Source organism: Wolbachia endosymbiont (group A) of Andrena hattorfiana (genome assembly GCF_947179565.1).
Taxonomy (GTDB): Bacteria; Pseudomonadota; Alphaproteobacteria; order Rickettsiales; family Anaplasmataceae; genus Wolbachia.
In genome coordinates, this window is sequence record NZ_CAMXBT010000001.1 from 104,591 (window position 1) to 130,456 (window position 25,866).

General features: G+C 35.1%; 17 protein-coding genes and 7 pseudogenes. 11 read left to right on the top strand and 13 right to left on the bottom strand.

Translation table 11 applies throughout. The features are described 5' to 3' along the window. Window positions 1-40 precede the first annotated feature (40 nt). The 5 genes and pseudogenes from OM966_RS00530 (at window position 41) to purH (ending at window position 3,694) form a co-directional block, all read left to right on the top strand. Window positions 41-485 (top strand): annotated as a pseudogene (locus OM966_RS00530) (PAS domain-containing protein). 99 nt (window positions 486-584) lie between these two features. Then, window positions 585-792, top strand: a pseudogene (rpmI, locus tag OM966_RS00535) (50S ribosomal protein L35). 20 nt (window positions 793-812) lie between these two features. Continuing rightward, the gene (gene rplT / locus OM966_RS00540; RefSeq protein ID WP_264328427.1) at window positions 813-1,178 is read left to right on the top strand and encodes a 50S ribosomal protein L20; all 366 of its coding nucleotides are present in this window, start codon (window positions 813-815) and stop codon (window positions 1,176-1,178) included. Window positions 1,179-1,197: 19 nt separating this feature from the next. After that, window positions 1,198-2,098: pseudogene (gene fmt, locus OM966_RS00545) on the top strand (methionyl-tRNA formyltransferase). 80 nt (window positions 2,099-2,178) lie between these two features. Beyond that, window positions 2,179-3,694, top strand: a pseudogene (gene purH / locus OM966_RS00550) (bifunctional phosphoribosylaminoimidazolecarboxamide formyltransferase/IMP cyclohydrolase). Between the two features lie 16 nt (window positions 3,695-3,710). On the opposite strand, the gene OM966_RS00555 reads toward purH, so the two are convergent. Further along, window positions 3,711-3,869, bottom strand: a complete 159-nt coding sequence (locus OM966_RS00555) for a hypothetical protein (RefSeq protein ID WP_264328428.1) — start codon at window positions 3,867-3,869, stop codon at window positions 3,711-3,713. A 429-nt stretch (window positions 3,870-4,298) separates the two neighbouring features. Then, window positions 4,299-5,744, bottom strand: a pseudogene (gltX, locus tag OM966_RS00560) (glutamate--tRNA ligase). A gap of 156 nt (window positions 5,745-5,900) precedes the next feature. Here gltX and OM966_RS00565 point away from each other — a divergent pair. The 3 genes and pseudogenes from OM966_RS00565 to OM966_RS00575 all read left to right on the top strand — a co-directional run bounded on the left by OM966_RS00565 (window position 5,901) and on the right by OM966_RS00575 (window position 8,819). After that, complete coding sequence (locus tag OM966_RS00565; RefSeq protein ID WP_264328429.1) at window positions 5,901-6,197, top strand: hypothetical protein; 297 nt, start codon at window positions 5,901-5,903, stop codon at window positions 6,195-6,197. Between the two features lie 329 nt (window positions 6,198-6,526). Beyond that, window positions 6,527-6,658, top strand: a complete 132-nt coding sequence (locus OM966_RS00570; RefSeq protein WP_264328430.1) for a hypothetical protein — start codon at window positions 6,527-6,529, stop codon at window positions 6,656-6,658. Window positions 6,659-6,738: 80 nt separating this feature from the next. Next, window positions 6,739-8,819: pseudogene (locus OM966_RS00575) on the top strand (acetyl-CoA carboxylase biotin carboxylase subunit). Here the strand turns inward: OM966_RS00575 and OM966_RS00580 are convergent. Genes OM966_RS00580 through OM966_RS00605 form a run of 6 tightly spaced genes read right to left on the bottom strand, consistent with a single transcriptional unit; the run spans window position 8,802 to window position 13,384 of the window. Next, the gene (locus OM966_RS00580) at window positions 8,802-9,833 is read right to left on the bottom strand and encodes a COX15/CtaA family protein (protein WP_264328431.1); all 1,032 of its coding nucleotides are present in this window, start codon (window positions 9,831-9,833) and stop codon (window positions 8,802-8,804) included. The pseudogene OM966_RS00575 and the gene OM966_RS00580 sit on opposite strands and share 18 nt — an antisense overlap. Continuing rightward, window positions 9,782-11,389, bottom strand: a complete 1,608-nt coding sequence (locus OM966_RS00585; RefSeq protein WP_319604300.1) for a glycosyltransferase family 2 protein — start codon at window positions 11,387-11,389, stop codon at window positions 9,782-9,784. Before OM966_RS00585 ends, OM966_RS00580 begins: the two co-directional genes overlap by 52 nt. A gap of 14 nt (window positions 11,390-11,403) precedes the next feature. Further along, a complete protein-coding gene (locus OM966_RS00590; protein WP_264328433.1) occupies window positions 11,404-11,880 on the bottom strand; it encodes a F0F1 ATP synthase subunit B family protein in 477 nt (158 codons plus the stop codon). An 8-nt stretch (window positions 11,881-11,888) separates the two neighbouring features. Continuing rightward, complete coding sequence (locus tag OM966_RS00595; RefSeq protein ID WP_264328434.1) at window positions 11,889-12,368, bottom strand: F0F1 ATP synthase subunit B family protein; 480 nt, start codon at window positions 12,366-12,368, stop codon at window positions 11,889-11,891. Between the two features lie 3 nt (window positions 12,369-12,371). Continuing rightward, window positions 12,372-12,599, bottom strand: a complete 228-nt coding sequence (locus OM966_RS00600; RefSeq protein ID WP_250294934.1) for a F0F1 ATP synthase subunit C — start codon at window positions 12,597-12,599, stop codon at window positions 12,372-12,374. Between the two features lie 59 nt (window positions 12,600-12,658). Next, window positions 12,659-13,384, bottom strand: a complete 726-nt coding sequence (locus OM966_RS00605) for a F0F1 ATP synthase subunit A (protein WP_264328435.1) — start codon at window positions 13,382-13,384, stop codon at window positions 12,659-12,661. Window positions 13,385-13,614: 230 nt separating this feature from the next. On the opposite strand from OM966_RS00605, the gene OM966_RS00610 reads away from it, so the two are divergent. Next, window positions 13,615-13,902, top strand: coding sequence for a hypothetical protein (locus OM966_RS00610; RefSeq protein ID WP_253309467.1), 288 nt, complete (start codon window positions 13,615-13,617; stop codon window positions 13,900-13,902). Between the two features lie 120 nt (window positions 13,903-14,022). Continuing rightward, the gene (pheT, locus tag OM966_RS00615) at window positions 14,023-16,419 is read left to right on the top strand and encodes a phenylalanine--tRNA ligase subunit beta (RefSeq protein ID WP_264328436.1); all 2,397 of its coding nucleotides are present in this window, start codon (window positions 14,023-14,025) and stop codon (window positions 16,417-16,419) included. Here the strand turns inward: pheT and OM966_RS00620 are convergent. From OM966_RS00620 to hemJ, 4 genes and pseudogenes are all read right to left on the bottom strand, one after another. Next, window positions 16,413-19,101: pseudogene (locus OM966_RS00620) on the bottom strand (hypothetical protein). The gene pheT and the pseudogene OM966_RS00620 sit on opposite strands and share 7 nt — an antisense overlap. Before the next feature lie 68 nt (window positions 19,102-19,169). Then, window positions 19,170-22,496, bottom strand: coding sequence for an isoleucine--tRNA ligase (gene ileS / locus OM966_RS00625; RefSeq protein ID WP_264328573.1), 3,327 nt, complete (start codon window positions 22,494-22,496; stop codon window positions 19,170-19,172). A gap of 72 nt (window positions 22,497-22,568) precedes the next feature. After that, entirely contained in the window at window positions 22,569-23,891 is a 1,323-nt protein-coding gene (miaB, locus tag OM966_RS00630) for a tRNA (N6-isopentenyl adenosine(37)-C2)-methylthiotransferase MiaB (protein WP_264328437.1), read from the bottom strand. A 276-nt stretch (window positions 23,892-24,167) separates the two neighbouring features. After that, entirely contained in the window at window positions 24,168-24,596 is a 429-nt protein-coding gene (hemJ, locus tag OM966_RS00635; protein ID WP_264328438.1) for a protoporphyrinogen oxidase HemJ, read from the bottom strand. A 65-nt stretch (window positions 24,597-24,661) separates the two neighbouring features. On the opposite strand from hemJ, the gene pdhA reads away from it, so the two are divergent. Then, on the top strand, window positions 24,662-25,642 hold the full coding sequence (gene pdhA, locus OM966_RS00640; RefSeq protein ID WP_264328439.1) for a pyruvate dehydrogenase (acetyl-transferring) E1 component subunit alpha: 981 nt from the start codon (window positions 24,662-24,664) through the stop codon (window positions 25,640-25,642). Window positions 25,643-25,709: 67 nt separating this feature from the next. Here pdhA and OM966_RS00645 read toward each other — a convergent pair whose 3' ends face one another. Then, on the bottom strand, window positions 25,710-25,832 hold the full coding sequence (locus OM966_RS00645) for a hypothetical protein (protein ID WP_264328440.1): 123 nt from the start codon (window positions 25,830-25,832) through the stop codon (window positions 25,710-25,712). Window positions 25,833-25,866 lie beyond the last annotated feature (34 nt).

The window sequence follows — 25,866 nt, forward strand, 5'->3', positions numbered from 1 at the left end:
AAATTTACCTCATATCTGTGTTTTATATGTGGAAATTGGAATGGAAATTTATGTAGGCAAAGAAAAAAGAATAGCAAATGTGGTAACTGAGCACTGGAGTGACATAAAAGGACCAGACAGAGATTGGCCAGAAAAGCACGAAATAGACACTGCAGAAATAATGGAGTCATGGCAGCATTGTTTTATCATTGAAGTCAAGGATCAAGGGTTATATTTGTGAAAATGCAGGAGAAAAGGCTGTTGAATTCTATGGTTTTGAGAAAAAGACGCGCATTGATAATAAGTATGCAATTGATGCACCATTTTTGCGACTATATAAAATAGATGCAGTTATTGATAAACTTGATGCTGTAATAGAGAGTAAATGCCCAATCAATGAAGAGGAAGAAAGTGAAAGTGTTAAAATGAGGCAAGTATTGTTGCCACTTGGGAATAAAGAAGGTGTAACACACATATTGGGCGTAATTACTTTTAAACTCCTTTAATATACAATTTTAATTTGATTCTTTAATAAAATTATTTATACTAATGCTTAATTACTATTTAAAGAACTCAATAGTAGTGTTTGTAAATTTATTTGGAATATGAAGAGAATAAAATTAAAAACCAAATCTTCTGTTAAAAAGCGCTTTCACCTTACAGCTAAGGGTAAAGTCCATTTCTACTCAGTCAGGCAAAAGGCATGGCATGGTAAAGAGAAGTAAATCTAATATTCGTAATCAGCGCGGTACAACGATTCTTGGTAAATCTGACTCGCGTATAGTTAAGCTTTATATGCCTTATGGTATTTAACAAAATGGAGGTAAAATAAAATGGCTCGGGTAAAACGTGGAGTCACTACTCACGCTCGTCATAAAAAAATATTGAAACTGGCAAAGGGTTATAGAGGACGTGCAAAAAGCTGTTATAGAATTGCATTACAAAGGGTTGAAAAAGCACTGCAATATGCTTATAGAGACAGAAGAACCCGTAAACGTGATTTCCGTAGCTTATGGGTAATACGTATTAATGCAGCAGCAAGAGAGCATGGGCTTACTTATGGTAGGTTTATGCATGGTCTTACACTTGCCGGCATTGATTTAAATAGAAAAATTCTTGCTGAGATGGCCGTTAATTATAAGGATGCTTTTGCCAAATTAGTAGAAGCCGTAAGTGGTAAATTAGCGAAGAATTCTTAAAGCAAAAACACTTGAAAGCATGAGAATTATTTTCATGGGATCACCAGGATTTGCTGTTAATTCTCTGAGCTTGTTACTGAAATCAAAGAGCGAAGTGGTAGCAGTATACACCAAGGCTCCAAAACCTTCAGGACGTGGACAGAAGCCAACGAAATCTCCAGTACATGTTATCGCTGAAGAAAGTAACATAGAGGTATGTACTCCTATCTCTCTAAAGTTTTTGGCAGAGCAAGAAAAATTTAGAAATTTCAAACCAGACGTTGCAGTTGTTGCTGCGTATGGATTGATACTTCCAAGAAAAATTTTGAATATTCCTAAATATGGTTGTATAAATATTCATCCTTCATTACTTCCAAGGTGGCGTGGTGCAGCTCCGATACAGCACACAATTTTAGCAGGAGATCAAGAAACCGGGGTTAGCATTATGCAATTGGATGAAGGATTAGATTCCGGTCCTATTTTAAAACAGGAAAAATTTCTTATCGAAAAGAACGATAACTACAAGACATTGCATGATAAATTGTCTGAATTAGGCAGTGATTTACTGCTGAAAGTGCTAAACGAAATTGAAAAACAGGTTCCCTTAAAACAGAACGATAATGATGCATGTTACGCTGACAAAGTGGAAGACTATAAAATTTATGCAAGTGATGCTTGTGGGGTTGCTTATAGAAAGGTTAAAGCGTTTTACCCCAAAAGCGTTCATCAAGATAGAGAATAAACGTATCAGGATACTTGATGCTGACTTTGAAGCTCTCGCTTCAGAACAAGGTAAGATTGTTAACGATAATATGCACATAAGTTTAAAAGGTGGCACTTTAATTCCTAAAGTTGTACAAATGGAAGGGAGAAATCCTTGCAGTATTGAAGATTTTATTCGTGGCTTGAAATCAAGCATGGTAAAAAAACTTATAGAATAGACTGCTTTAAATTAGTGTAGAAAATGTAATAGCTAAATTTCCTTTTCTTAGATATAATCTTAAAAACTTTCTGTACAAAAATGAAAATAAAAAGAGCTTTAATATCAGTATACGACAAAACGAATGTAATTGATCTTGCATCGTTTTTAATGCAGCAACAAATAGAAATTCTCTCAACGGGAAATACTTATAAAGCACTATCTGATGCCGGAATAAAAACACAAGAGGTCTCAGATTACACACAATTTCCAGAGATACTGGGTGGTAGAGTAAAAACTTTACACCCTAAAATTCATGGAGGAATACTTTGCAATAGAGAAAAGCACAAAACGGAAATACAAAATCTAGGTATTGAGCCAATAGACCTGCTTATAACTAACCTATACCCATTTTGGGAGACAGTAAGTAGCGGCTCAAATGAAGATCAAATTATAGAACAAATTGATATCGGCGGAGTGGCGTTAATTAGAGCTGCCAGCAAAAAACTTTTGTTTTACTTCAGTTATTTCTAGCATTCAAGACTACGAAGCACTAAAAGCTGAGATGATAAAAAATAACAATGAAACAACATTGGAATATAGAAAACATTTAGCAACCAAAGCATTTGCTCTCACCGCACACTATGATTCTAATATTCACAGTTGGTTTTTATCCCAGAGTAAAAATAATGAGTTGCCAGAGTTTTTTGCACTATATGGACATAAAGTACAAGAACTCAGGTATGGTGAAAATCCCCATCAAAAAGCTGCATTTTATAGTAATCAATTTACCAAATATCCGCTAGAAAAAATACATGGAAAAGAGTTGAGTTATAATAATATAGTAGATATAGAGTCCGCACTTAACATAATTTCTGAGTTTAAAGAGCCTGCAGCAGTGATAATAAAGCACAATAACCCATGTGGCACTGCTGTTAGTGATAATGCTTTGGAGGCATATGAAAAGGCCCTATCGTGTGATAAAGTAAGCAGTTTTTGGTGGTATAGTAGCTTTAAAATCGGGAGATAGATTTAAAGCTAGCAGAAAAATTAAACGAGATATTTTTGGAAGTAGTGATAGCACCTTCAGTCAGCAATGAAGCACTAAAAATTTTGCAAAGAAAGAAAAATTTAAGAGTGATTATTCATAAATCTTTCCAACAAAATGTGAAATACCAAACTAAAAATGTTGTTGGTGGGTTTTTGGTGCAAGAAAATAATGACCACACAATAAAAGCAGAACAAGTAACAGAATGCACTACAACAGAAAAAGAAAAGGAAGATCTTATTTTTGCCTGGAAAATATGTAAACATGTGAAATCCAACGCAATAGTTATAGCAAAAGATGGTTGTGCTATTGGCATCGGTGCAGGACAAACAAGCAGAATAGATAGTGTGAACATTGCAGTAAAAAAAGCAGGTGAAAAATGTAAAGGTGCAGTGCTTGCTTCAGATGCATTTTTTCCATTCCCAGATAGTTATAGTAGAAAGTGCAAAACATGGAATTACAGCTATAATTCAGCCTGGTGGCTCGCTGAAAGATCAAGATGTGATAAAAGCTGCAAATGAAAATAAAATTGCTATGTTTTTCACTGGCGTTCGCAGTTTTTTCCATTAGACTTTGTGTCTTATGGCTAGAGATTTTTCCATATCATACCACCATAACTGTACGAACGTTGTGATTTGAGTCCACAAGGTAGGATGTCATTCAAGTAGCCTCCTTCTCCTGTCATCCCAGTGCCCTGACTACTTGGGATCCAGAAAAGTTTGCTTGTAAGCAAGCAAACTAGCATAGAAAGTGGTTGTTAAAACACAACGTTTTCGATGAGATTATATGGAAAACTAGATTCCAGCGTCACGCGCTGGAATGATACCATTTTCGGTCTCTTAAATTGCTTTAGCTACAAACATTAAGAAATTTACCAAACAAAAAAAAAGGCAAAAGAAGCCCCGTGGTGCGAGTTTTGACCCTATAATAATTTAAACTGGCGCTGTAATAATGTGCTAACGCTTAAAATAAGCGCGATTTGGCTGAATGTAGAAAAAATAAAAAAGACATGCAGCCGCTATAATTTTATGTAACCAGCCAATAAACACCCTGAGTTTTTTACTGAATTTTGTCATTGAACCTGCAGGTCAAAAAACAAGTTTTGAGTCATAAATACCCCTATTGTCATAATAAGGGGGCTGGCGGAGTTTGTCAAGGAATTTTCTTATTTCATTTAAATTGCTTGTAACCTTCTTCTTATACACTCGTCTTTACCAAGAATCACCATGATATCGATGATTCCAGGTGCATCCATTACTCCAGTTATAGGGGCACGTAATGAGTGGTATACACTGCTTATTTTCATATCATGTGATTTTGCACATTCCTTGATCTGAGAAGATAAAAAACCCTTATTCCAATTTTCATCACCGATCTTTGACAGAAATGATGCGAGTAACTTAATTATTATTGAGGTTAGATTTGACAATTTGACAAGCTTCTTCACTTAAATCAAGCGGCGGATCTTGAATATAAAATTTTGCTAAATCCAATAATTCGGTCAGGTAGTTTGCTCTTTTTTTCAGCTCTGTCAGTCCCTGCAGTAAATAGCCCTTTTTTTTGTACAGTTTAGAGTATTTTCTCTAAGCATTAGAGTCAGAATATCTTCATTGCTCATATTACTAATATAGTGGTTATTCAAATGCTCCAGTTTTTTGAAATCAAGCCGTGCAGGTGAACGACCAATACTTTCTAAATTAAACCACTCTATTGCTTGCTCATCGCTAATAATCTCATCGTTGCCGTGACTCCAGCCAAGTCTCAGCAAGTAATTACGCATCGCTTTTGGCAATATTCCCATCTTTTCATAATCGCAAACGCTTGTGGCACCATGCCTTTTGGATAGCTTATTCCCATCTTCCCCATGGATAAGCGGCACATGTGCAAAGCGTGGAATGTCAAAATCAAGAGCCTGGTATATTAGCAGCTGTTTAAAGGTATTAGTGAGATGGTCAGAGCCACGTATTACATCAGTTATTCCAGCATCATGATCGTCAACCACTACGGCAAAAATATATGTTGGAGTATTATCAGAGCGTAAGATCACTATATCATCAAGCTGCTCGCTACTTACTTTGATTTGGCCGTATATTTTATCATCAATGACGATCTCTTGCGAGTCTGGCACTTTGAAACGGATAACTGACCTCACACCCGATGTCATTCCAGCGCGTGACGCTGGAATCCACATATTTTTTTCTGGATCCCAGTGTCGAGCACTGGGATGACAAGAAGGAGGTTTTGTAGTACATTTATGCTTGTATATCTTGCCCTCTTCTCTTGCTTTTATTTTCTTTTCTGTAACTTCATCTTCAGGGCAATAACAGTGATACGCCCTACCCTTCTCAACCAAAAGGTTTGCTACTTCTTTATGCCGCTCTATTCTTTTTGACTGATATACTATTTCTCCATCATAACTCACACCGAGCCATTTTAGCCCTTCTATAATTGCATCAATTGCTTCTTGTATTAAACGTTTTCTGTCGGTGTCCTCAATCCTTAGCAAAAACCTGCCACCATGGTGCCTCGCGTAGAGCCAATTAAATAACGCAGTACGAGCCCCTCCAATGTGCAAAAACCCTGTTGGTGACGGAGCGAATCTAGTGACTACGTCTGGCATGTTATTGTTACAGTAAAGTATAGGCTATTATACCCAAAATCCACGTTTGTAACAATGTAGAATTACTATAAATTATTTATCCTGAGAGATTAAATTTTATTTATTTTTAATAAATCGTGTTGTATAATTTAGTGTTGGTTAATAGTTAGGTATGTTATGATCGGATCTACAGATGAGATAAAAAAATTTCTCTCAGCTAATGAAGCTAATGTCAGTTGGCGTTACACCGGCCCATTTGATAAAACAAGACAAATAGTACAGGCAGATAATCTCTTGCATCTAGCTGCAAGAATACCAAACAAAGATAAATTTGTAGACATTTGCAGGAAGAACATTGCTTCTGTAACTGCGCATAATGAATATGGAAATAATCCATTTCACGAAGCAGCAAGGAGTGGGATTTTGCTGCCTGCAGTAAAAAGAGATTGTGCGTTACTTAGAGACGGAAGCTGATAACAAAATTACAAAAGCAGAAGAAGCTGGAGATCGGAAAGAAGTAAGCAGATTGAAAGAGGAACTCAAATGTAATAAAAAAATATATTAAAGATGCGCTCTGCAGTAAAGACCATGCTTTTAATAAGAAAAGGGAAACTCCTCTTTATTGCTTAGATGCTGCACAACAGAAAGAAATTAAGCAAATCGCAGACATAAAAGACAGCTTTATATGTAATCAGAAGTTTCACCTGTGTTTATATATAGTAGGGGCTATAGCGTGTATTGCTGCCTTGTGTTTATCTTTATATTTTCTGTATCTATCTTCTCAGACTTTTGCACTAAGCTCGATGGTTGCAATAGCTTCTGGCGGAGTCACATACCTGTCAGTTAAGGCATGTAACGAGATACATGCCTTGCATAACGAAAGCACTTTAGTGGAAACTAATGTACAACTTGCAGGAGAAGGTTTGGGTGTGTGATGAAGCTAGAAATTACTTGCAGGCAATTATATAGGAATGTACTTTCTTAAGAGTGATTCTTAAGAAAGTATATTTATACGGTGACAGAAAAGAAGTACAGTAAGATTTTAATAGCAAACAGAGGGGAGGTTGCCTGCAGGATTATCAGAACTGCCCATAAGATGGGTATATCTTGTGTATGCGTATATTCGGATGCGGATATAAATTCTGTGCATGTAAGGCAAGCAGATGAGTCGAGGTATATTGGCCCTTCGCCATCTTGCCTTAGTTATTTAAACATTGAAAAAATATGCGAGGTAGCAGTTGAAACAGGTGCGCAGGCAGTTCATCCTGGCTATGGTTTTTTAGCAGAGAATCCAGATTTTCCACGTGCTCTGCAAAAACACAACATAGATTTCATCGGGCCAAGTGCAAAAACAATAGAAGTTACAGCCAATAAAATAACGGCAAAAGAAGAGGCAAGAAAGGCTGGAGTAAATGTAGTACCAGGATATATGGGCAAGATTAAAGATGTCGCTCATGCAGCCATCGTTGCTGAAGAGATTGGTTTTCCAGTTATGCTAAAAGCTGCATCAGGCGGTGGTGGCAAAGGAATGCGAATTGTAAATTCCAAAAAAGAAATTGAACTAGCGTTCACATCAGCAACAAATGAAGCAGAGAAAAGTTTTAAGGATGGCAGTATCTTTATAGAGAAATATATAGAACTACCAAGACATATTGAAATACAAATCATAGCAGATAAATATGGCAATATAGTGTGTCTTGGAGAAAGAGAATGCTCGATACAAAGGAATAACCAGAAAATAATGGAAGAAACGCCAAGTCCATTCATTAGTGAAGAAGTAAGACAAAAAAATGTATGTCCAATGTGTTTCTCTGGCAAAGCAAGTTGGCTATTTTTCAGCAGGCACTGTTGAGTTTGTTGTAGATAAAGACCAAAACTTCTATTTTTCTTGAGGTAAATACGAGATTGCAAGTTGAGCATCCAGTAACAGAATTTATAACTGGAATAGACATAGTAGAAGAAATGATTAGAACTTCCTGTGGAGAGAAATTGAGATTCAATCAGGATGATATTAAACTTACTGGTTCTGCAATAGAAAGTAGAATTTGCGCTGAAGACCCATCGAAGAAATTTTTCCCTTCCAGCGGAAGAATAAAATATTACGATAAACCGGATGAAAATGATTATGTAAGAATAGATGATGGAGTTGCTGCAGGTTCAGAAATTAGCACGTTCTATGACTCAATGATTGCAAAAGTTATAACATATGGAAAAGATAGAGTAGAAGCGATCAGTAGAATGCAAAAAGCATTGTCTGAATGCTATATAGAAGGAGTAACAAATAATATAGAATTTCTAGAATCCATCTTCCATCACCCAAATTTTATTGCAGCAAAGCTCCATACGAGATTCATTCCAGACCATTACCCTAGTGGGTTTCACGGCGATTTTGTTACAGAGGAGTATATTAAAATATTTATTTTCACTGCGTTATATGTTCATTTGGAAAATGAAGAAAGGTACCATCATAAAGCAGTGAATGAAACACCTGAGGTGTCATTCCAGTGCGTGACACTGGAATCTAGTAAAAAAGAAGGGGCACCAGTATCAGCTACTCGGATGGCAGGTGACCGTGCAAGAGATTTATTCATAGTGAATATAAATGATAATGAGTACTCCGTAAGTGCAAGATATCAAGATAATATATTAACAACAGTATATAACCACAATACATACTCTGTAATAGGCAAGTGGAAATCAAGTCATAAGTTACTATATATTACAATTAATGATGATGCTGATATAACATTTAAAGTAGAAAAACAAGGCAGCAAATACTTCATAAGACATGCAGGCATGAAAGCTGAGTGTTGTATATTTAAGCCTCATGTAGCTGAATTAAGTAGGTTAATGCTAAATAATGAAACAGAAGGGATTTCAGCAGATGCTGTAAAATCCCCAATATCTGGCTTATTAGTTAAGTTGCACGTAAATATAGGAGATCAGGTAGAAATAGGACAACCTTTATTTGTGGTGGAGGCAATGAAAATGGAAAATATCATATGTGCTGAAGCAGCAATGGTGATAAAAAATATTCTCGTTCAAGAAGGAAAAAATGTGCAGATTGGTGATGTAGTATTAGCTCTGCTTTCTTAAATAACACAAGAAGTATAAACTTGACCCAAACAAGATAAATGAAAACACTTGATGAGCTATGGCAATGGCTATTGGTATGTGCAATAATAGAGTAATTATACCTAAAATGATCTGAATGATAACGGAGAGCAGCATAATATATACCGGTTTTACGCTAGCATTTTTTACTGTGAGTATTACTACCAAAGCTAGTATTAGCAATGCCAGTGCTCGATGTATAAATTGCACTGTCGCTCTGTTCTCAAAGATATTCAGCCATATAGGGTGTAAGAAAAATAAATCTTCTGGAACGATTTGTCCGTCCATTAGTGGAAAGATATTGTAAATCAAACCAGCATTTAATCCCGCAACAAACGCACCGAAAATTATTTGTATTACAATTAGGGCCAAAATCATCCCTGTGTAGTATATAGTGTCACTACTAATCTTAAGTTTAGTTTGCTTTGGCCTGATTTGGTAATCAAAAAATTGATATGACAATAATGCAAAGACAATTAATGCTAATAATAAGTGAAGTGCAAGCCTATAGTGGCTAACATGAGGTTCAGTTACTAAACCACTTTTAACCATATACCAACCAGCAAAAGCTTGTAAAGCTCCAAATAATAATGCCACAAATAGCCTTATTACTACCTTTTTATATATTTTTCTTCTTAATGTAAAATATATAAATGGCAGGACAAAAACTAAACCTGTTAGTCTTGCAACCAATCTGTGTACATATTCTATTAAGTATATAGCCTGAAATTCCTCCATACTCATACCATAGTTGAATGCTTTATACTCAGGTGTAGTTTCATATTTTAATTTTTCTTGTAGCCAATCTTGTCCACTCAGTGGTGGCAATGTTCCAGTGATGGGTTTCCACTCCGTGATTGACAATCCTGCTTTTGAAAGTCTGGTAAATCCACCAATCCCCACCATGAGAATTACCATAATACAGCAGAGAAAAAGCCAAATAGCTACAGGTTTTGATTGCTTTTGTTCCATAAACCATGCTGAGTTTTGTTCCATCGCTCAGGGTAAAGAATAAATTCCCACAAGGCAAGAAAAGCTGCAATACTATGTAGCAGACTATAGACCGGAAAAAATATCGATACTATATAAAAATAAAAAGGCATCTTTTGCTGTTTGACAGCTATTACCAAAAGAATCAGGTTAGTAACGTATACCACTACAAAGTAGTACAAAAATAATTCATTTAAAACTTTAGTTAATATCAATGAAAGCAGTAAAAATGGAGTAGTAAAAAATATAAAAGCTGCAGAGCCAACAAAAAGATTCAATAGCAAAATTCCCTTAAATCCAGTGTGTTTATAAAGAGACTTTATATTTTTTAAATGAACAATATAAGTTTGCATATAGCCTTTGATCCAGCGTGCTCTTTGCTTAATCCAAGCAAATACAGCAATTGGTAACTCTTCCAATGTTTCTGAGTCAATCATCCTGGTTTTATATCCCATTTGCGCAAGTCTCAAACCAAGGTCAGCATCTTCGGTAACACTATAAGCATCCCAGAAAAACAATTTTTTTAGAATTTTTACTGAAAAATGATTACTGCTACCACCCAAAGGCATTGGCATGTTCATTTTTTGGAATCCAGGCAATAAGTATTGAAACCAGTTCATATACTCCAGAGAAAAGGATTTTGTGAGAAAATTATAATCACAATTATAGTAATTTAATTTCGCCTGTACACAGGCAAGCTTATCGTCGCCCTTATTAAATTCAATCAGTGCTTTTTTTAACTGCAATGGGTCTGGTTTATCGTCCGCATCATATATTACTGCATACTTTCCTCTAGCAAAGCTCATAGCATAATTGCATGACTTGGCTTTTGTTCTAGGCAAAGAATTAGGCACTTTTATTACTTCAAAATACTGTGGTAAAGTGTACTTTTCTATAGCTGCTAGCGTTTCCTGGTCATCACTTTCTACCTGAAGCTTCACATCTAATTTCGATTTTGGATAATCCAAACTTTCAATGCTTTCAATCAATTGCTCTATCACTGCACTTTCTTTAAAAGCAGGCAATAAAATAGTATATATAGGAAAATCTTCTTCATTCAGCTTACTATAATCCATTTTTTGGTTGGAGGTTTCACATAAGTTAAAAATTGTAGCTATAAACTTGAATAAATAACTAGAACATCCGATTATAAATATCAACATCAAAGCAAAATATGTATATTTCTCTGTTAGTGTTAAAATTGAAGTTACAATAAAGAAAGAAGCAAAAAATATTGAGCTTAGTTTAATGCTTTTAGCTGAAAAATTAGCATTCTTGTAATATAAGTAGTTGCTTGCAAATTCTGAAATACCAAAGTGCGAGTTAAGAAGATTTAAAATCTGTTCGCTATCCACTTTTATTAATACATAGTCAATACCGTAATGAGCTTCGACCCAACGGTTGATATCTCGGCTTGTGTCTTCAACCATAAAAAAAGTAGTATCATTTAATTTTTGCCAAGGAATCATATTAAATTTATAGTAAAAAAGTTTCTCTGGCTCTTTGCACAAACTAGAATCAAACTTAATTTTTTCTACATTATCAGCTTGAAGTATAGGCAATTGTTGCATTAAACCTAATGCAATTTTTTATTTAAGTCACGTGAAAATGAAGATATGACCTCGCTACTACGCTTATCATCTTTACGTTCATGCATTATTTTTTTTACAGCATCAGCAGCTATATTCGCTGTGTTAGCCTGTAAGTCTCCAAGAGCTTTTTCAACTTGGTCAGTGACTTTCTTCAAGTTAGAATGGGCATTGTCATCTAATGTCTGATCTAGCTGCTGTCTATTGTGCTTAATGATACTATTAGCTTTATCAAGTGCTTCATTCATCATTTTATTAACTTCTGCATCTAATTCTTTGTATTTTTCAGAAGATTTTTTGTAATACTCCAACATATCTTTCCTGAATTTTTCAGTTTCTTCACTTGAAAATTTGCTTTTGTTACGCTTATTGTTAAGCGCATTTTTTATCACTTTCTTTAGCAATTTATACGAAAGGACAAAACTTACCAAGAAGGCAAGACCGACAATCAGTGATGTAGACATAAAAACCCCTAAAATTCTTTGGACACCAAGTCAGCAACAAACTCCTCTTCAATTTCAGAATTGGTCAATTTAGTATAATAAATTAAAGCAATACTAGTAGCCATTTGTTTTAACTGATCAGTATATTCAGATTTAAATTCTGCCACTTTTTCTTCAATAAGCTTGCTCTTTTTTTTGTCTTCCTCTTCTAATATATTCTTAACATTAGCTCTCATTTCTTCTACCTGAGCAAGTGCATCATCTATGATTTTTTTTGCCTGTATTCTAGCTTGGTTTAAAGCGGCATTATACTTGGCAATCTGATCTTCCGTAAGTCTTAAAAGATGAACAGAACTATTAAAAGAATCCAATACTTTTTTACTTCTAGTGCTTATTATTTCATCTAACTTTGGTAAAAATAAACAACTTACTACGAAAAAAAGTGAAGAGAAAAAAATTAAAAACCAAAAAACTTGAGAAAAGAAGTTTGAAACATCAAGCTGTGGCATGTGTTAAGCAACAAATATTAATAATACTGCAAGTAAAAACGCAAGCAATCCCATTATTTCAACCATAGCAGCACCAATATAAACGTAAGTTTTCATTTTACCTTCCGATTCAGGATTCCTCGCAATCCCATTCAGCATAGCAGAAAAGATATTAGCTATACCTAAACCAGCACCGAGCATTCCAAACGCAACTAAACCAATTGCTATAAATTTTAAAGCTACTAAATCCATACATTACCTTTAAACATTTCTTTATAATATAATTGTAAAATATTCTGCAAGGAAGTCAATTACTTTACTGCATCTGACAAATATACACATGTTAATATAGTAAATATATAAGCTTGTAAAACTGCAACAAATACTTCAAACCCTATTAATGCAATTATGAACAAAAACGGCGCAGGAGTGAGAAATATGTTCATATTTACAATAAACCCTGCTATCACTTTGATAATTGTATGACCCGCAATCATATTTGCTGTAAGCCTTATTGATAGGCTAATCGGCCTTACTAAATAAGCAAACAACTTAATAATAATTATTATAGGTGCAAGCCACGAAGGAGTTCCCTTTGGTAGCAATATGCGTAAAAATTCTACTCCCCTTTCTTTAAATCCAACAATCGTTATATAAATAAAAGCCACCATCGATAAAGCGAAGGTGACTATCACATGACTTGTGACCGTGAAACTATAAGGAAGAACACCAACCAAATTACATGATAAAATGAAAATAAACACTGTAAATATCAATGGAATGTGCTGCAAGCCTTTGCTTCCAGTGTTATTTTCTATTATTGAAACAACAAAATCATATACATATTCAACTGCAGCTTGCAAATATCCTGGTATTACTGACCCCTTCTTTATTCCAAAAAGCAAAAAGAGTATCACCAATATCACCGAAATCATCATGAAAAGAGATGAATTGGTAAAGCTTACGTCATACCCAAATAACCTAGGTAACTCTATTATTGTATATACTTTAAACTGTTCCAGTGGATTTAATGCCATTTTAATCTGAACTATAAACAGTAAATAAAGTATGAATTTTATAGGACAAAGTCAAGAATTAAGATAAAACCCTGTATCATTATAACATTGATACATTAACAAAATATGTAATTAGAGTGTTAATTACAGTCAGCTCTGTATTTTAAAACTTACTAATCTTATTAAATCATTCAATATCTTGACTTAACATCTTATTTTAATTATAATTTAATTTTTAGTGAGGTATTATTATGAACGAAATAGATTTTATTAACACTAATCATCCTTTAAATTTAGAGCAGGAATTTGGTAGTGGATACATTAAACTAACAGATGGCTCCTTTAACGAATATACTGGCCATTATCAAATGGGAAGCGAAATACTAGATAAAAGCCATAATATGATAGGAAACTTAACTATTGATGGTTACATTCATAACTTCCATGAAGATAACCACAATATGAATCTTAAGCTCTCTATGGAGATAGATTTAAAAGGTGATATCGAGAAGATAAATTCTCTCTACAATAATATATAAAATTACAAAAACTTCTGCATCCTTGTTTATGATGTAGAAGTTACCTTTTATTCCATTACAACAAGCTTTAAAAGCACTACATTTTATATTACAATAACTCTTTTATTTCTTTAAAGGTTCATGAAATTCACATTATCTTGGTTATTAGAACACTTAGAAACCAATGCTAGTTTAGAAGAAATTACCGATAAATTAACTCACATAGGGTTAGAAGTAGAAGATGTGATCGACAATACCAAATTAGCTGGTTTTATTGTTGCAAAAGTATTAGAAGTTGCACCTCATCCAAATGCCGATAAATTAAAATTATGTAAAGTAGATGACAGAAGTAAAACTCTACAAATAGTTTGCGGAGCAAACAATGTTAGAGAAGGTATGAAAACTGTGCTTGCATCTCTTGGTAGCACATTGCCAGAAAGTGATTTCACAATCAAGCCTACAAAAATACGAGGAGTGCTAAGTGAAGGGATGCTCTGCTCTGCTTCTGAACTTGCGCTGGTTCAAGAGGGAAGTGAAGGAATAATCGAGCTTTCCGATGATTATAAAGTAGGGGATAAATTTTTCAATTGTGACCCTGTAATTGATATAAATGTTAATCCAAACCGTGGAGATTGCTTAGGCATTTATGGAATAGCTCGCGACCTTGCTGCAACTGGAATTGGGACATTAAAGACTTTAAGCATTCCACAACTTACCAGCTCCATAAATTCACCAATCGATGTTGAAGTGACTGACGGAGAAAGTTTTATTAGTGGAATATACATCGCCAATGTAAAAAATCAAGAAAGCCCAAAGTGGCTAAAAGATAAATTGAAATCGATAGAAATGCGCTCCATTTCTACAATAGTTGACATTACTAACTATATTATGATATCTTTTAATCGTCCAATGCATGCGTTTGATGCAAACAAAGTAGATGGCAAACTTACAATAAGAAAAGCAAATGATGGAGAAAGCTTCTTTGCTTTAAATGGTAAGGAATATTTACTGGACAATAATATAAACATTTATTCTGATAGTAAAAATATTCATGGAGTTGCTGGAATTATAGGTGGAAAGTGCAGTGAATGTACTCTTGAAACCACCAATATTTTTTTGGAATTAGCTTTGCTCGATCCAATCTCTATCACTAAATCTTCAAGACAGCTCAGCATCTCCACAGACGCTAGTTACAGATTTGCACGTTCAATCGATCCTAGATTTACCCTTGATGGACTCAATCTTGCAGCCAAAATGATTTTGGATTTATGTGGTGGAGAAGTTTCAAGCGTAGTGTCTGCCGGTAATCTAGATAAAGAATACACCTCTGTCATCCAAGTAGCTGACACTGGGATCCAGAAAAAACCATGCTGGAATGATGCTAAGATAAGCCTTGATTACCAAGATATAAACAAGTTTGGAAGTGTATCTGTATCACCTGATGAGACGTTCGATATCTTAACAAAACTAGGATTTAGTGTTGACAAAAAAACCGAAGGTAATTGGAATGTACAAGTACCAAGCTGGAGACCGGACGTGACTATACCTGCTGACCTAATTGAAGAAGTAACAAGAATATACGGCTATGACAAAATAAAAGAAGAACCACTACCAAATAATGTTGAAGAAGTAGATAGTACATACGACAATTTGCGTATTTTGATGACAAACAGAGGGTTTCATGAAGTGCTAACCTGGTCGTTTATGAGTGAATCAACAGCTGAAAAATTTGGTTACTCGAATAAGTTATTTATCATCGATAATCCGTTTAACAATAACTTTAATATGATGAGACCAAGTATTATGCCAAATTTATTGCAAGTCACTGCTGATAATATTGCCCATGGAGTATCTGATCTTGCAATCTTCGAAATTGGGCCGATTTACGATGGTGAAGCTCAGTCTAAACATGTCTTAAGTGGAATAAGAACAGGAAATAATTTACCGCGAAACCATTATAATATTGATAGGAAAGTAGATGTTTTTGACGCAAAGGCTGATTGCATAGCAGCTTTGGAGTTTTTTAACGTCAATTGCGATAATTTAACGATAGAGAGAGCAGAAAAAGAACATTACCACCCAGGAAAGTCAGGCACTCTCTCTTTTAAGAATAAAGCAGCAGGTTATTTTGGAGAGTTGCATCCTAATATATTAGATCTTTTTGACATCAAGCAAAAAGTTGTAGGTTTTGAGGTAATACTAGAAAATATTGAAAATTTACCTGTAAGTAGAAAGAAATTTATTGATTATAAATACCAAAGTGTAAAACGTGATTTTGCATTTATTGTAAATAAGGATGTGGAAGTAGGTAACATAATCAATGTGGTAAAAAAAAGCTCAGAGCTCATCACAGAAGTTTTAGTATTTGACGTATACCATGGAAATAATATAGAATCGAATAAGATGTCTATAGCATTATCAGTTACTTTCTGCTCTCCAATCCACACTTTAACTGAAAAAGAGATCCAAAAAGAATCAAGTGCTATAGTTAATTTAGTATGTGAAAATACCGGAGGAACTTTGAGAACTTATCATTGAGTCACAATCATAGTGTTCTGCTTTTGCTGTGTCACACTTACTTCATCCAATCTATTCCCAATCTTGAATTCAACATCCTTAAAAAATCTATTCCACATTCCATGCAAATGCTCTTCTACTTTAGGCCATACATCATTTTTAAATGTTTCCCCATCATCAGAAAATAAATTACCTAAAAAAGTTCCGATTTCTTCATAACTTGACTGAAAATGTTGAAGAAATGTCTCTACTTCCTTATGAGTATCATGTGCCACACTCAACGCTTTTCCTTCTGCGCTCTTATCCCCATACATTGCAACGGCAAGACCTGTTTGAATATATCCCAAGCATGTCCTAGCAACTTTTATAGGCTGCAGCAATGAACTCTTATCACTTTTTGGCACATTATTTACTATATTTTCCACCAACCTATTTATTAAAGGAGACAATAAATCTTGACAAAAGTATTTGATCTTGTCTTTTGTTTTAATCACAGGACTTTTTATGCACTTTTCTGCCAAATAGTACTCAAGTTCCGCTTCCTCTAATAATCTCTTAATTGCTTCTTCGTTAAAAGTTTCATGCTCGAACGCTTTCAGTAAATCATCTTCTATTATTGCAAACTTTATTTTTTCGCGAGATTCTAGTTCTTCTCTGTAATCATTTGTTGTTTTTTTATTTATCAACAATCCTTCTTTTTCTAATTCTAACTGTTTTAATGCTTTTAGAATTTCTTGGTTATTTTGCAAGTGCTTCTCTATTAATTTTGTACTTGGATGCTTTTCCCCCCTTCTATTTTGCTCATCTTCTAAATATTTGTTTAAATCCTCATTTCCTTCTATTACTTTTTTTAACGATATAGGTTGCTCTAAGCATTCTGCAATTTCCGCTCGGTGCGCATTAATCCTCTGCACTAAATCCGGCTCCTTTTTCTCTAACAGCTTACATGAGTCCTCTATACCCTTTGCTTGGCCTTTGAATAAATTTTGTATTTTACATTTCGTTATTTCTAAATATATCTTTGCTATAAAGTCATTTACTTTATCTGAAACTTCTTTTAAACTTTTCTTGCTAAAAGGACCTTTTATCTCCTCTTCGAAACTGGTCTATTAAGCTTAGCGTGCCTAATAGGACTAACTCACCCTTTGCTTTTTTCATCACTGATTTTACTAGCCTTTGCTCAACCTCCTGATTATCATACTCGAATTTAAAAAGACCTTCTAATTTCCTTTTTAAATCATCATTTGTTAAGTTATTTTTTCCCTCATCATATACTGCTTTTAATTTTTCATATATCTTAGTATATCTTTCTTGTCCTTGTTTTTTTAAATCTTCAATTATTTTTTTAGCATCATTTAGAGCTTTCTCCGTTTTTCCAAGATCTGTATCCTTATAAACATCAATTATTGTTTTCTTAGCTATTTTATCTTCTTGTATAAGCCGTTCCCATTCTGCTTTAAATACAGAAAGCTCACTATCGCCTAAGGCATCTGGCACTTTTGCTCCTGCTTCTTTTAGACCTTTTATTATCATCTCTTTCTCATTTGGTAATTCTTTACCTTGGCTTTCTAGTTTCTGTTTCACTAAAGTATTTCTTAGCTCATCTTCCAGTGAAAAATCTTCTCCCCGTCTATCTCGCTGAAATTTAATTGCTTGTATAAAAGCAACTTGATAAGCATTTTCTATTAAGTGAGTTGCCAACTTAGAATCTATACTACTCACAACTTTCAGCCTGAATTCGTCCAACAGTTCCTTCAGCTTATCATATGTAATATCTTTTCCTTCTAGCTTCATTAGCTCTTCCATAGTCTTTGCGAATTCCTGAATCGAAATTGCAAGCACATTCTTGATCTCATTACGTAAAGGCGTAAGGCCGTTTTTTAAATTGATATTAGCTGATAATTTCAGTATGGTATTATGTTCTGAATCACGTGCAACATTAAACCAACTACCATCTTTATCTTCATATAAATCTCTAAGTAATTGTTCAAATTGCGGTGGAAACTTAACTTCCATATCCCACTTAATGTCTGACTTACCAGCATCTATTTCACGAAAAGACACTTCAATATTCTGGTGTTCATTCTGATATAACCCATTACTTATTTTTAGAGCAGCAACCAAAGAATGAGATAACTTTCTGTTTGTAAGATAAAAAGTAGCTAAGGCGGGTGTTGCAGGAATAATTAAGACTATAAGCATAGCTATATCAACAAGAATTGCAATTGCAGCAAGAACGCCATATGCCAATCTTTTTGCTGTACTTACCTCACTCTTTTTTGTTTTACTTTCCTCTGAACTGGTTTGTGTTTTACTGTTTGTTTTATATATAACTAACCCCAATGCAACAGAAGCAACATAAGGAAACATTAAAACTGATAGAGCTGAATTTAATACTTTCTTCTCCAGGCAAGCTCTGTTTATTTCCTTAAATATTTCGCTTGATATATTATACCAGGAAGTAAAAAAATCTGAGCCGTAACCTTTATAATGAAATATACTTAGTGGAATGCTAAAATCAGCACCTATTTTTTTTAAATTATTAACAGATTCTTGCTCTTCCAAAATAGCAACAGGTCCTTCCTGTTTTTCTGAAGTAGCAAAAGATTCTCTTTGTAAATTAGGTTGTCCATTTAATGCATCTAAATCAACACTATTGTTATTTAAGTCAACAACTTCCTCACAACCTACAACAGCACTCATACCATAACCTTATCCAATTACCTTAAGTATAGCATAAATACTGACAATCTTGTAACTTTATTAAAAATTTAATGCTCAATGCTAACATTTAAATCCTGATATTCCTTAGAATAAAAATTAGTTCCAATTTCTGTATTAATGTCCAAAGATAAGGCAAGGGTCTGCTCTTTTATATATTCAATCCACGTATTTATTGCTTCCTTAATTTTCTCATCTTCTGTTTTGATTATTACTCTGATTCTATCGGACATATGAAAATCAGCTTGTTTCCTAGTTTCCTGAATGAGCCTCACTACATCTCTTGCAAGCCCTTCTAGAATCAATTCATCATTTAAAGTAGTGTTTAGGATAACAACCCCTTTGTTGTTATCAAATACAGAGGAGAATTCACTGTTTGCTTTTAATAATAGTTCATATTCGCCTTTTTCTATGATATAATCTTCTGACTCGTCCCCCAAAAATATGAGACCTCTTTCTGTCATTCCAGCGCGTGACGCTGGAATCTGCGTCTGGATCCCAGTGTCAGCTACTCGGATGACACCGGATTCAACTTGTTTCCACTTTCCTTGTTTAACATATTGAACCAGTGTCTTAATCTTCTCCGGAATTCTTTTTCCAAGCACAGGGAAGTTGAGTTTTAACTCTAGTGATGCAATATCTTCAAGTCTGTTTACTAACTTCAGTTTTTTTACATTTACCTCATCTTTTATCATCTCTTGATATTTATCTTCAAGAAAACCGCAGGAAGACTTATGATAAATCGTCATACTACTAAGTGGCTGTCTGATACGTATATTAAAAGTGTTTCTAATAGAGAATGCAGAGTTACATATCTCTCTCACTAGATCCATTTTGGCAATGAGCTGACTATCAAACTTCTCTGATTGTGGGAAATCAGCCAAATGAACAGATGTTTCTTCATACTTAAGCCCTTGCCATATATTCTCTGTTATAAGTGGCAACAAAGGGGCTGCAGCTCTTAGTATGTAATAAAAAACCGTATATAGAACATTATAAGCATCAGTTTTATCCTGATCCAAATCACTTTTCCAAAAACGCTCGCGACTGCGACGAATATACCAATTATTTAGCACTTCAAAAAAGTTCATCAAAATTTTGCAAGCCTCTTGGGAGTTATAGCTGTTCATAGAAGTTTGGATACTTTCTACAGCTTCAAAACATTTGGAAATCATGTGGCGATCAATAGTACTTTGATAATCCTTACAAACTTCAGCTTTAATTCCATCTGCATTTGCATACATGGTAAAAAAGTGATAACTGTTCCAAATAGGTTTTATTACGTTTTTCAGAACATCTCGTATTGAGTTTCCTTTTTTATCGAGTAGCAAATTACCACCACAAACAATAGATCCAGAAAGCATAAGAAAACGCAGTGCATCAGAACCGTATCTATCAAAAACCTCCATTGGATCTGCATAGTTATTCAAACGCTTGGACAATTTTTGCCCTTTTACATCCAAAACAACACCGTGGCATATGCAGTTCTTAAATGGTTCCCTATCAAACAAAGCAGTGGACAATACAAAGAGCGTATAAAACCACCCCCTGGTTTGCGCTATGTATTCAGTGATAAAATCTGCAGTTTCAAACCACTCCTTATTTTCAAACGGATAGTGGACTTGCGCAAATGGCATCGAGCCAGATTCAAACCAGCAGTCAAATACGTCAGGCACACGACGCATAACTGATTTTCCTGTTGGATCATCAGGATTTGGCCTCGTTAAAGTATCGATAAATGGTCTGTGCAAATCATCTACTTTAACATTAAAATCTCGCTCTAGTTCTTCTATCGAACCATATACATCTACTCTTGGATATCTTGTATCATCTGATTGCCACACAGGAATCGGAGTACCCCAGAATCGATTGCGTGAAATTGACCAGTCGTGTGCCCCTTCAAGCCATTTTCCAAATTGACCATCTCTAATGTGGTTTGGTATCCAATTAACTCTCTTATTTAGCTCTACCATTCTGCTTTTGAATTTTGTAACGGCAACATACCAAGAAGGCATAGTGCGATAGATCAAAGGAGTGTCAGTTCTCCAGCAGTGTGGATAATTGTGAATATATTGTTCAGTTTTGAACCAGTTTCTTTGTTCTTTCAATTTTTTTATTACTGTATCATTGGTATCAAAAACATGAACCCCTGCCAAATCTGAAACTTCAGCAGTAAATTTTCCACTGTTATCAATTGGACAAATAACTGGAATATCATGGCTTTGGCAAAGGTAAAAATCTTCCTCACCAAATCCAGGAGCAGTGTGTACAACGCCAGTACCATCTTCTCCTGTAACATAATCAGCAACAAAAACACGGAATGCATTCTTTGTATCTTTAAAGTAATCAAACAGCGGCTTATAGGAAAGGCCTGCAAGATCATTCGCTTTAAGTTTTATATTGCAGTTTTCATATGGAATATTGTTTTGTTCAGAGTGGCTGATAAATTTTTCTAGGTAGCTTTCAGCGAAAATATAAATTTCACTGTTCACTGAACTCCTTTCATTAACTTCTGTCATCCCAGTGCTTCGACACTGGGATCCAGAAATAGATTCCAGCGTCACGCGCTGGGATGACACCAAAGAGTGGACTGACACTGCACAATACTTGATGTCCTTTCCTATTGCCAATGCCAGATTGCTAGGAAGAGTCCAAGGAGTTGTAGTCCAAGCAAGTAATTTACATTTTTGTTTAACACTTTTAAACTGCTGTGGGTTTTCTAAAAGCTCAAATGCAACAGTTACAGCTTTGCTAGTCTTTTCTCTATACGCGTTATCAAGCCTTGTTTCAAAATTGGATAATGGAGTTTCGCACGCCCAGCTATATGGAACAACGCGTACTGATTCATACACTAGACCCTTATCATAAAGCTGTTTAAATGCCCACATGACCGACTCCATGAATGATTTATCCATGGTTTTATAGTCATTATGAAAATCCACCCACCTTGCCTGCCTATTGACATATTTTTCCCACTCTGATGAAAATCTCATTACAGAAGTACGACAATGGTTATTGAATTTTTCAATGCCGAATTTTTCTATCTCAGTTCTACCAGATATTCCAAGTTCTTTTTCTGCACCCATCTCAGCCGGTAATCCATGGCAATCCCAACCAAATCTACGTTCAACCCTTTTTTGAAGCATAGTTTGATATCTTGCAAATGCGTCTTTGATGAAACCAGTGAGTAAATGTCCATAATGTGGAAGTCCATTTGCAAACGGAGGCCCATCATAAAACACAAAACAATTATCCTTGGAACGTTCTCCAACTGACCGCTCAAAAACTTTATTTTCCTGCCAAAATTTTATGATTTCTTTTTCTAACGACAAAAAATCAGGACTACTTACTGTATCAGGATAATGCTTTGACTTCATGTTCATTTTGACCGGATAAAGCCAAAGAATATAGGGCTTTCTAGAAAATTACAAATGCAAAAAGAAACAAACTTATTCCTGCACCCCACGCCCCAACAAACTGTTCTGCCGAGCTTCCAACACTTTCACGTTTACTATTTTGTTCCTGTATTTACCTTCAGGATCATCAATGCACACTGATTGCATATATGGACTTTTACCAATAATTTGGTTTTGGTGTTTGCCTTTTTTATCACTGAACAGAACAGGTATAGTTTTGCCTACCATACTCTGGTTACACTCAAGTTGTTGCTTACTAATTAATTTCTGTAAACGAAGAAGGCGTTCTGTTTTAACCTCCTCTGGTACTTGATCTTTTCTTTCTGCTCCTGGTGTACCTGGTCTTGGGCTATATTTAAAGCTATAAGCCTGAGCATATCTAATTTTTTCTACTAATTTTACAGTTTCTTCAAAATCTTTTTCTGTTTCTCCAGGAAAACCAACAATAAAATCAGAAGAAAATTCGATTTCAGGTTTCAATTTGCGAAATCTGTCTATTATTTCCAAATACTCCTCTGCAGTGTGTTTTCTGTTCATCGCGTGCAATATTTTATTCGAACCTGACTGCACAGGCAGGTGAATAAATGGCATGAGTTTTGGCTCTTCCGCATGTGCCAAGTAGAGAGATTCATGCATATCTCTTGGATGAGAAGTTGTATAACGAATCCTCTCTAGCTTTTCAATTTTAGCAATATGACTAACTAATTTGCCTAAATCCCACACTTCCCCTTCGCATTTCCCATGGTAAGCATTGACGTTCTGACCAAGCAAATTGATTTCCTTCGCCCCATTTGCAACTAATTTCAATGCTTCACGAAATATTTCATTCACTGGCCGTGAATACTCAGCTCCACGAGTATATGGTACTACACAAAACGTACAAAATTTATCACAACCTTCTTGTATGGCAAGAAACGCAGAAGACCCCTGGCTATTGCCATAGCATTCATCTGGCAATTTATCAAACTTTGCAACTTCAGGAAAATCAGTTTTTATTACATGACCTTTACTTCTGCTTGCTTTGACTATCAGTTCCGGTAAGGTAGCGATACTCTGCGGACCAACAACAATATCAACAAAAGGAGCCCTTCTGAATACTTCTTCTCCCTCTGCTTGCGCTACACATCCAGCCACCACTATAGTAATTTCTTTTCGTGACGAATGAATTTTCCCGAGCTCAGAATAAAGCTTTTCTGCTGCCTTCTCTCTAATGTGACAAGTGTTCAGTATCACCAAATCAGCTTTTTCTGCATCACTAACAACGTTGAACCCCAAAGGTTTAATTATATTTTCCATTAAAACGGAGTCATAAACGTTCATCTGACAGCCGTAAGTTTTAATATATAGGCCTTTCATATTTGGTATGTCTTTTTCAAAACCCTACATACAATCACATTAAATGTCCAACAGACCAGCGCGTGACGCTGGAATCTAGTGAACTTGCTAGCACAATAGATTTTTATAAAATTGGATCCCAATGTCAAGCACACAGCTATTGCAACTCGACTTCACCAGTATCCCTGTAAAAATCATTGGTAAACCTAAGTAACTTTAGCTTATGTTATTTTCAAAAAAGTCAAAAATGAAAATAGAAGAGTAGCTGAGCTTTCTGCTTTTTTTTGGTAAGGTCAGTCAAAAAGGTTTTACAATAACCATAATAACTATAACTATTATTAACACTGTCACTGCTTCATTTAAAACGCGAAAATAAATATGTGACTTCTTATTCGAACCCATTGCAAAATTTTTCCTATATTTTGCAAGTAGCATATGAATAATTAACATCAAAAGTATTGCAAATGCTTTTACATGAAACCATCCTTCACGATATGCTTCCCTAATAACCATTAATGTGATTCCAAGACCAAGTGAGAAAAGCATTGCAGGGTTTATGATATATCTAAGTAGCCTCTTTTCCATTGTTTGAAGCAAGCTATCATTTTCCGATCCCGGTTTTACAGTTGCGTGGTAGACATAAAGCCTGGGTAAATAAAGCATACCTGCCGTCCACATAATGGCGGAGATAACGTGAAAAGCTTCAAGCCAGTGGTAGTAATCCATTGAGATTTATTACAAAATGTTAAAAATTTCTGATATTATTTTAGTTTAATGAAAAAGAAATCGATATGAAAGCAGAAAATTTCACTAAAAAACAGATAATTGGATTCTATAGGAAAATGCTACTCATACGCAGATTTGAAGAAAAAGCAGGACAATTATATGGAATGGGATTAATAGGTGGGTTCTGTCACCTATCAATAGGGCAAGAAGCAGTTGCAGCTGGAACTCAAGCTGCATCAAAATTAGGTGACGCTTTTATCACAAGTTATAGAGACCATGGCTTAATGCTCGCATGTGATTCTGACCCAAATGTTGTAATGGCAGAACTCACTGGCAAAGAAACAGGATGCTCGAAAGGTAAAGGTGGTTCGATGCACGTATTTGACGTTGAAAAAAAATTCTTCGGCGGACATGGAATAGTGGGAGCACAAGTTCCAATTGGCACAGGAATAGCATTTGCTAATAAATATAAGAAAAAAGATAACGTGGTATTCACGTATTTTGGTGACGGTGCTGCAAATCAAGGACAAGTATATGAATCATTTAATATGGCAGCTTTGTGGAAGTTGCCTGTGGTTTACATCATAGAAAATAACGAATACGCAATGGGAACTTCTGTGCAAAGATCAACTTTAGTAACAGAGTTATATAAAAGAGGAGAAAGTTTTGGTATTTCTGGAAAACAAGTTGATGGAATGGATTTTTTCTCTGTTTATGCGGCTACAAGCGAAGTAGCGGAACACACACGCAGCGGAAAAGGGCCTATCCTGCTTGAAATGAAGACATATCGATATCGCGGCCATTCGATGTCAGATCCTGCTACTTATCGCTTAAAAGAAGAAGTTGAAGATATGAAGCAAAATCATGACCCTATAGGCACTTTAAAGAAATACATGATAGATAATAAAATTGCTTCAGAAGAAGAATGTAAAGTAATTGATAAGGAAGTACGTGATTTAGTAAAAAAGTCGGAAGATTTTGCTAAAAATAATAAAGAACCAAGCGTTGATGAGCTGTATACTGATGTTTACAAATTTGTTAGCTAATTTTTTTATCCAGAACTGTGCAAACATTGTATAGTAAACGATGTCATTCAAGTGCTTCCTTCTTCTGTCATCCCAGTAGCCTCCTTTTTTTGTCATCCAAGTAGCTGACACTGGTTCCCTTATGACGGCAGTGCCCTCTTCTTGTCATCCCAGTGCCCTGACTACTTGGATCCAGTTTAGCTATAAACATTAAGAAATTTACCAAATAAAAAAAAAGGCAAAAG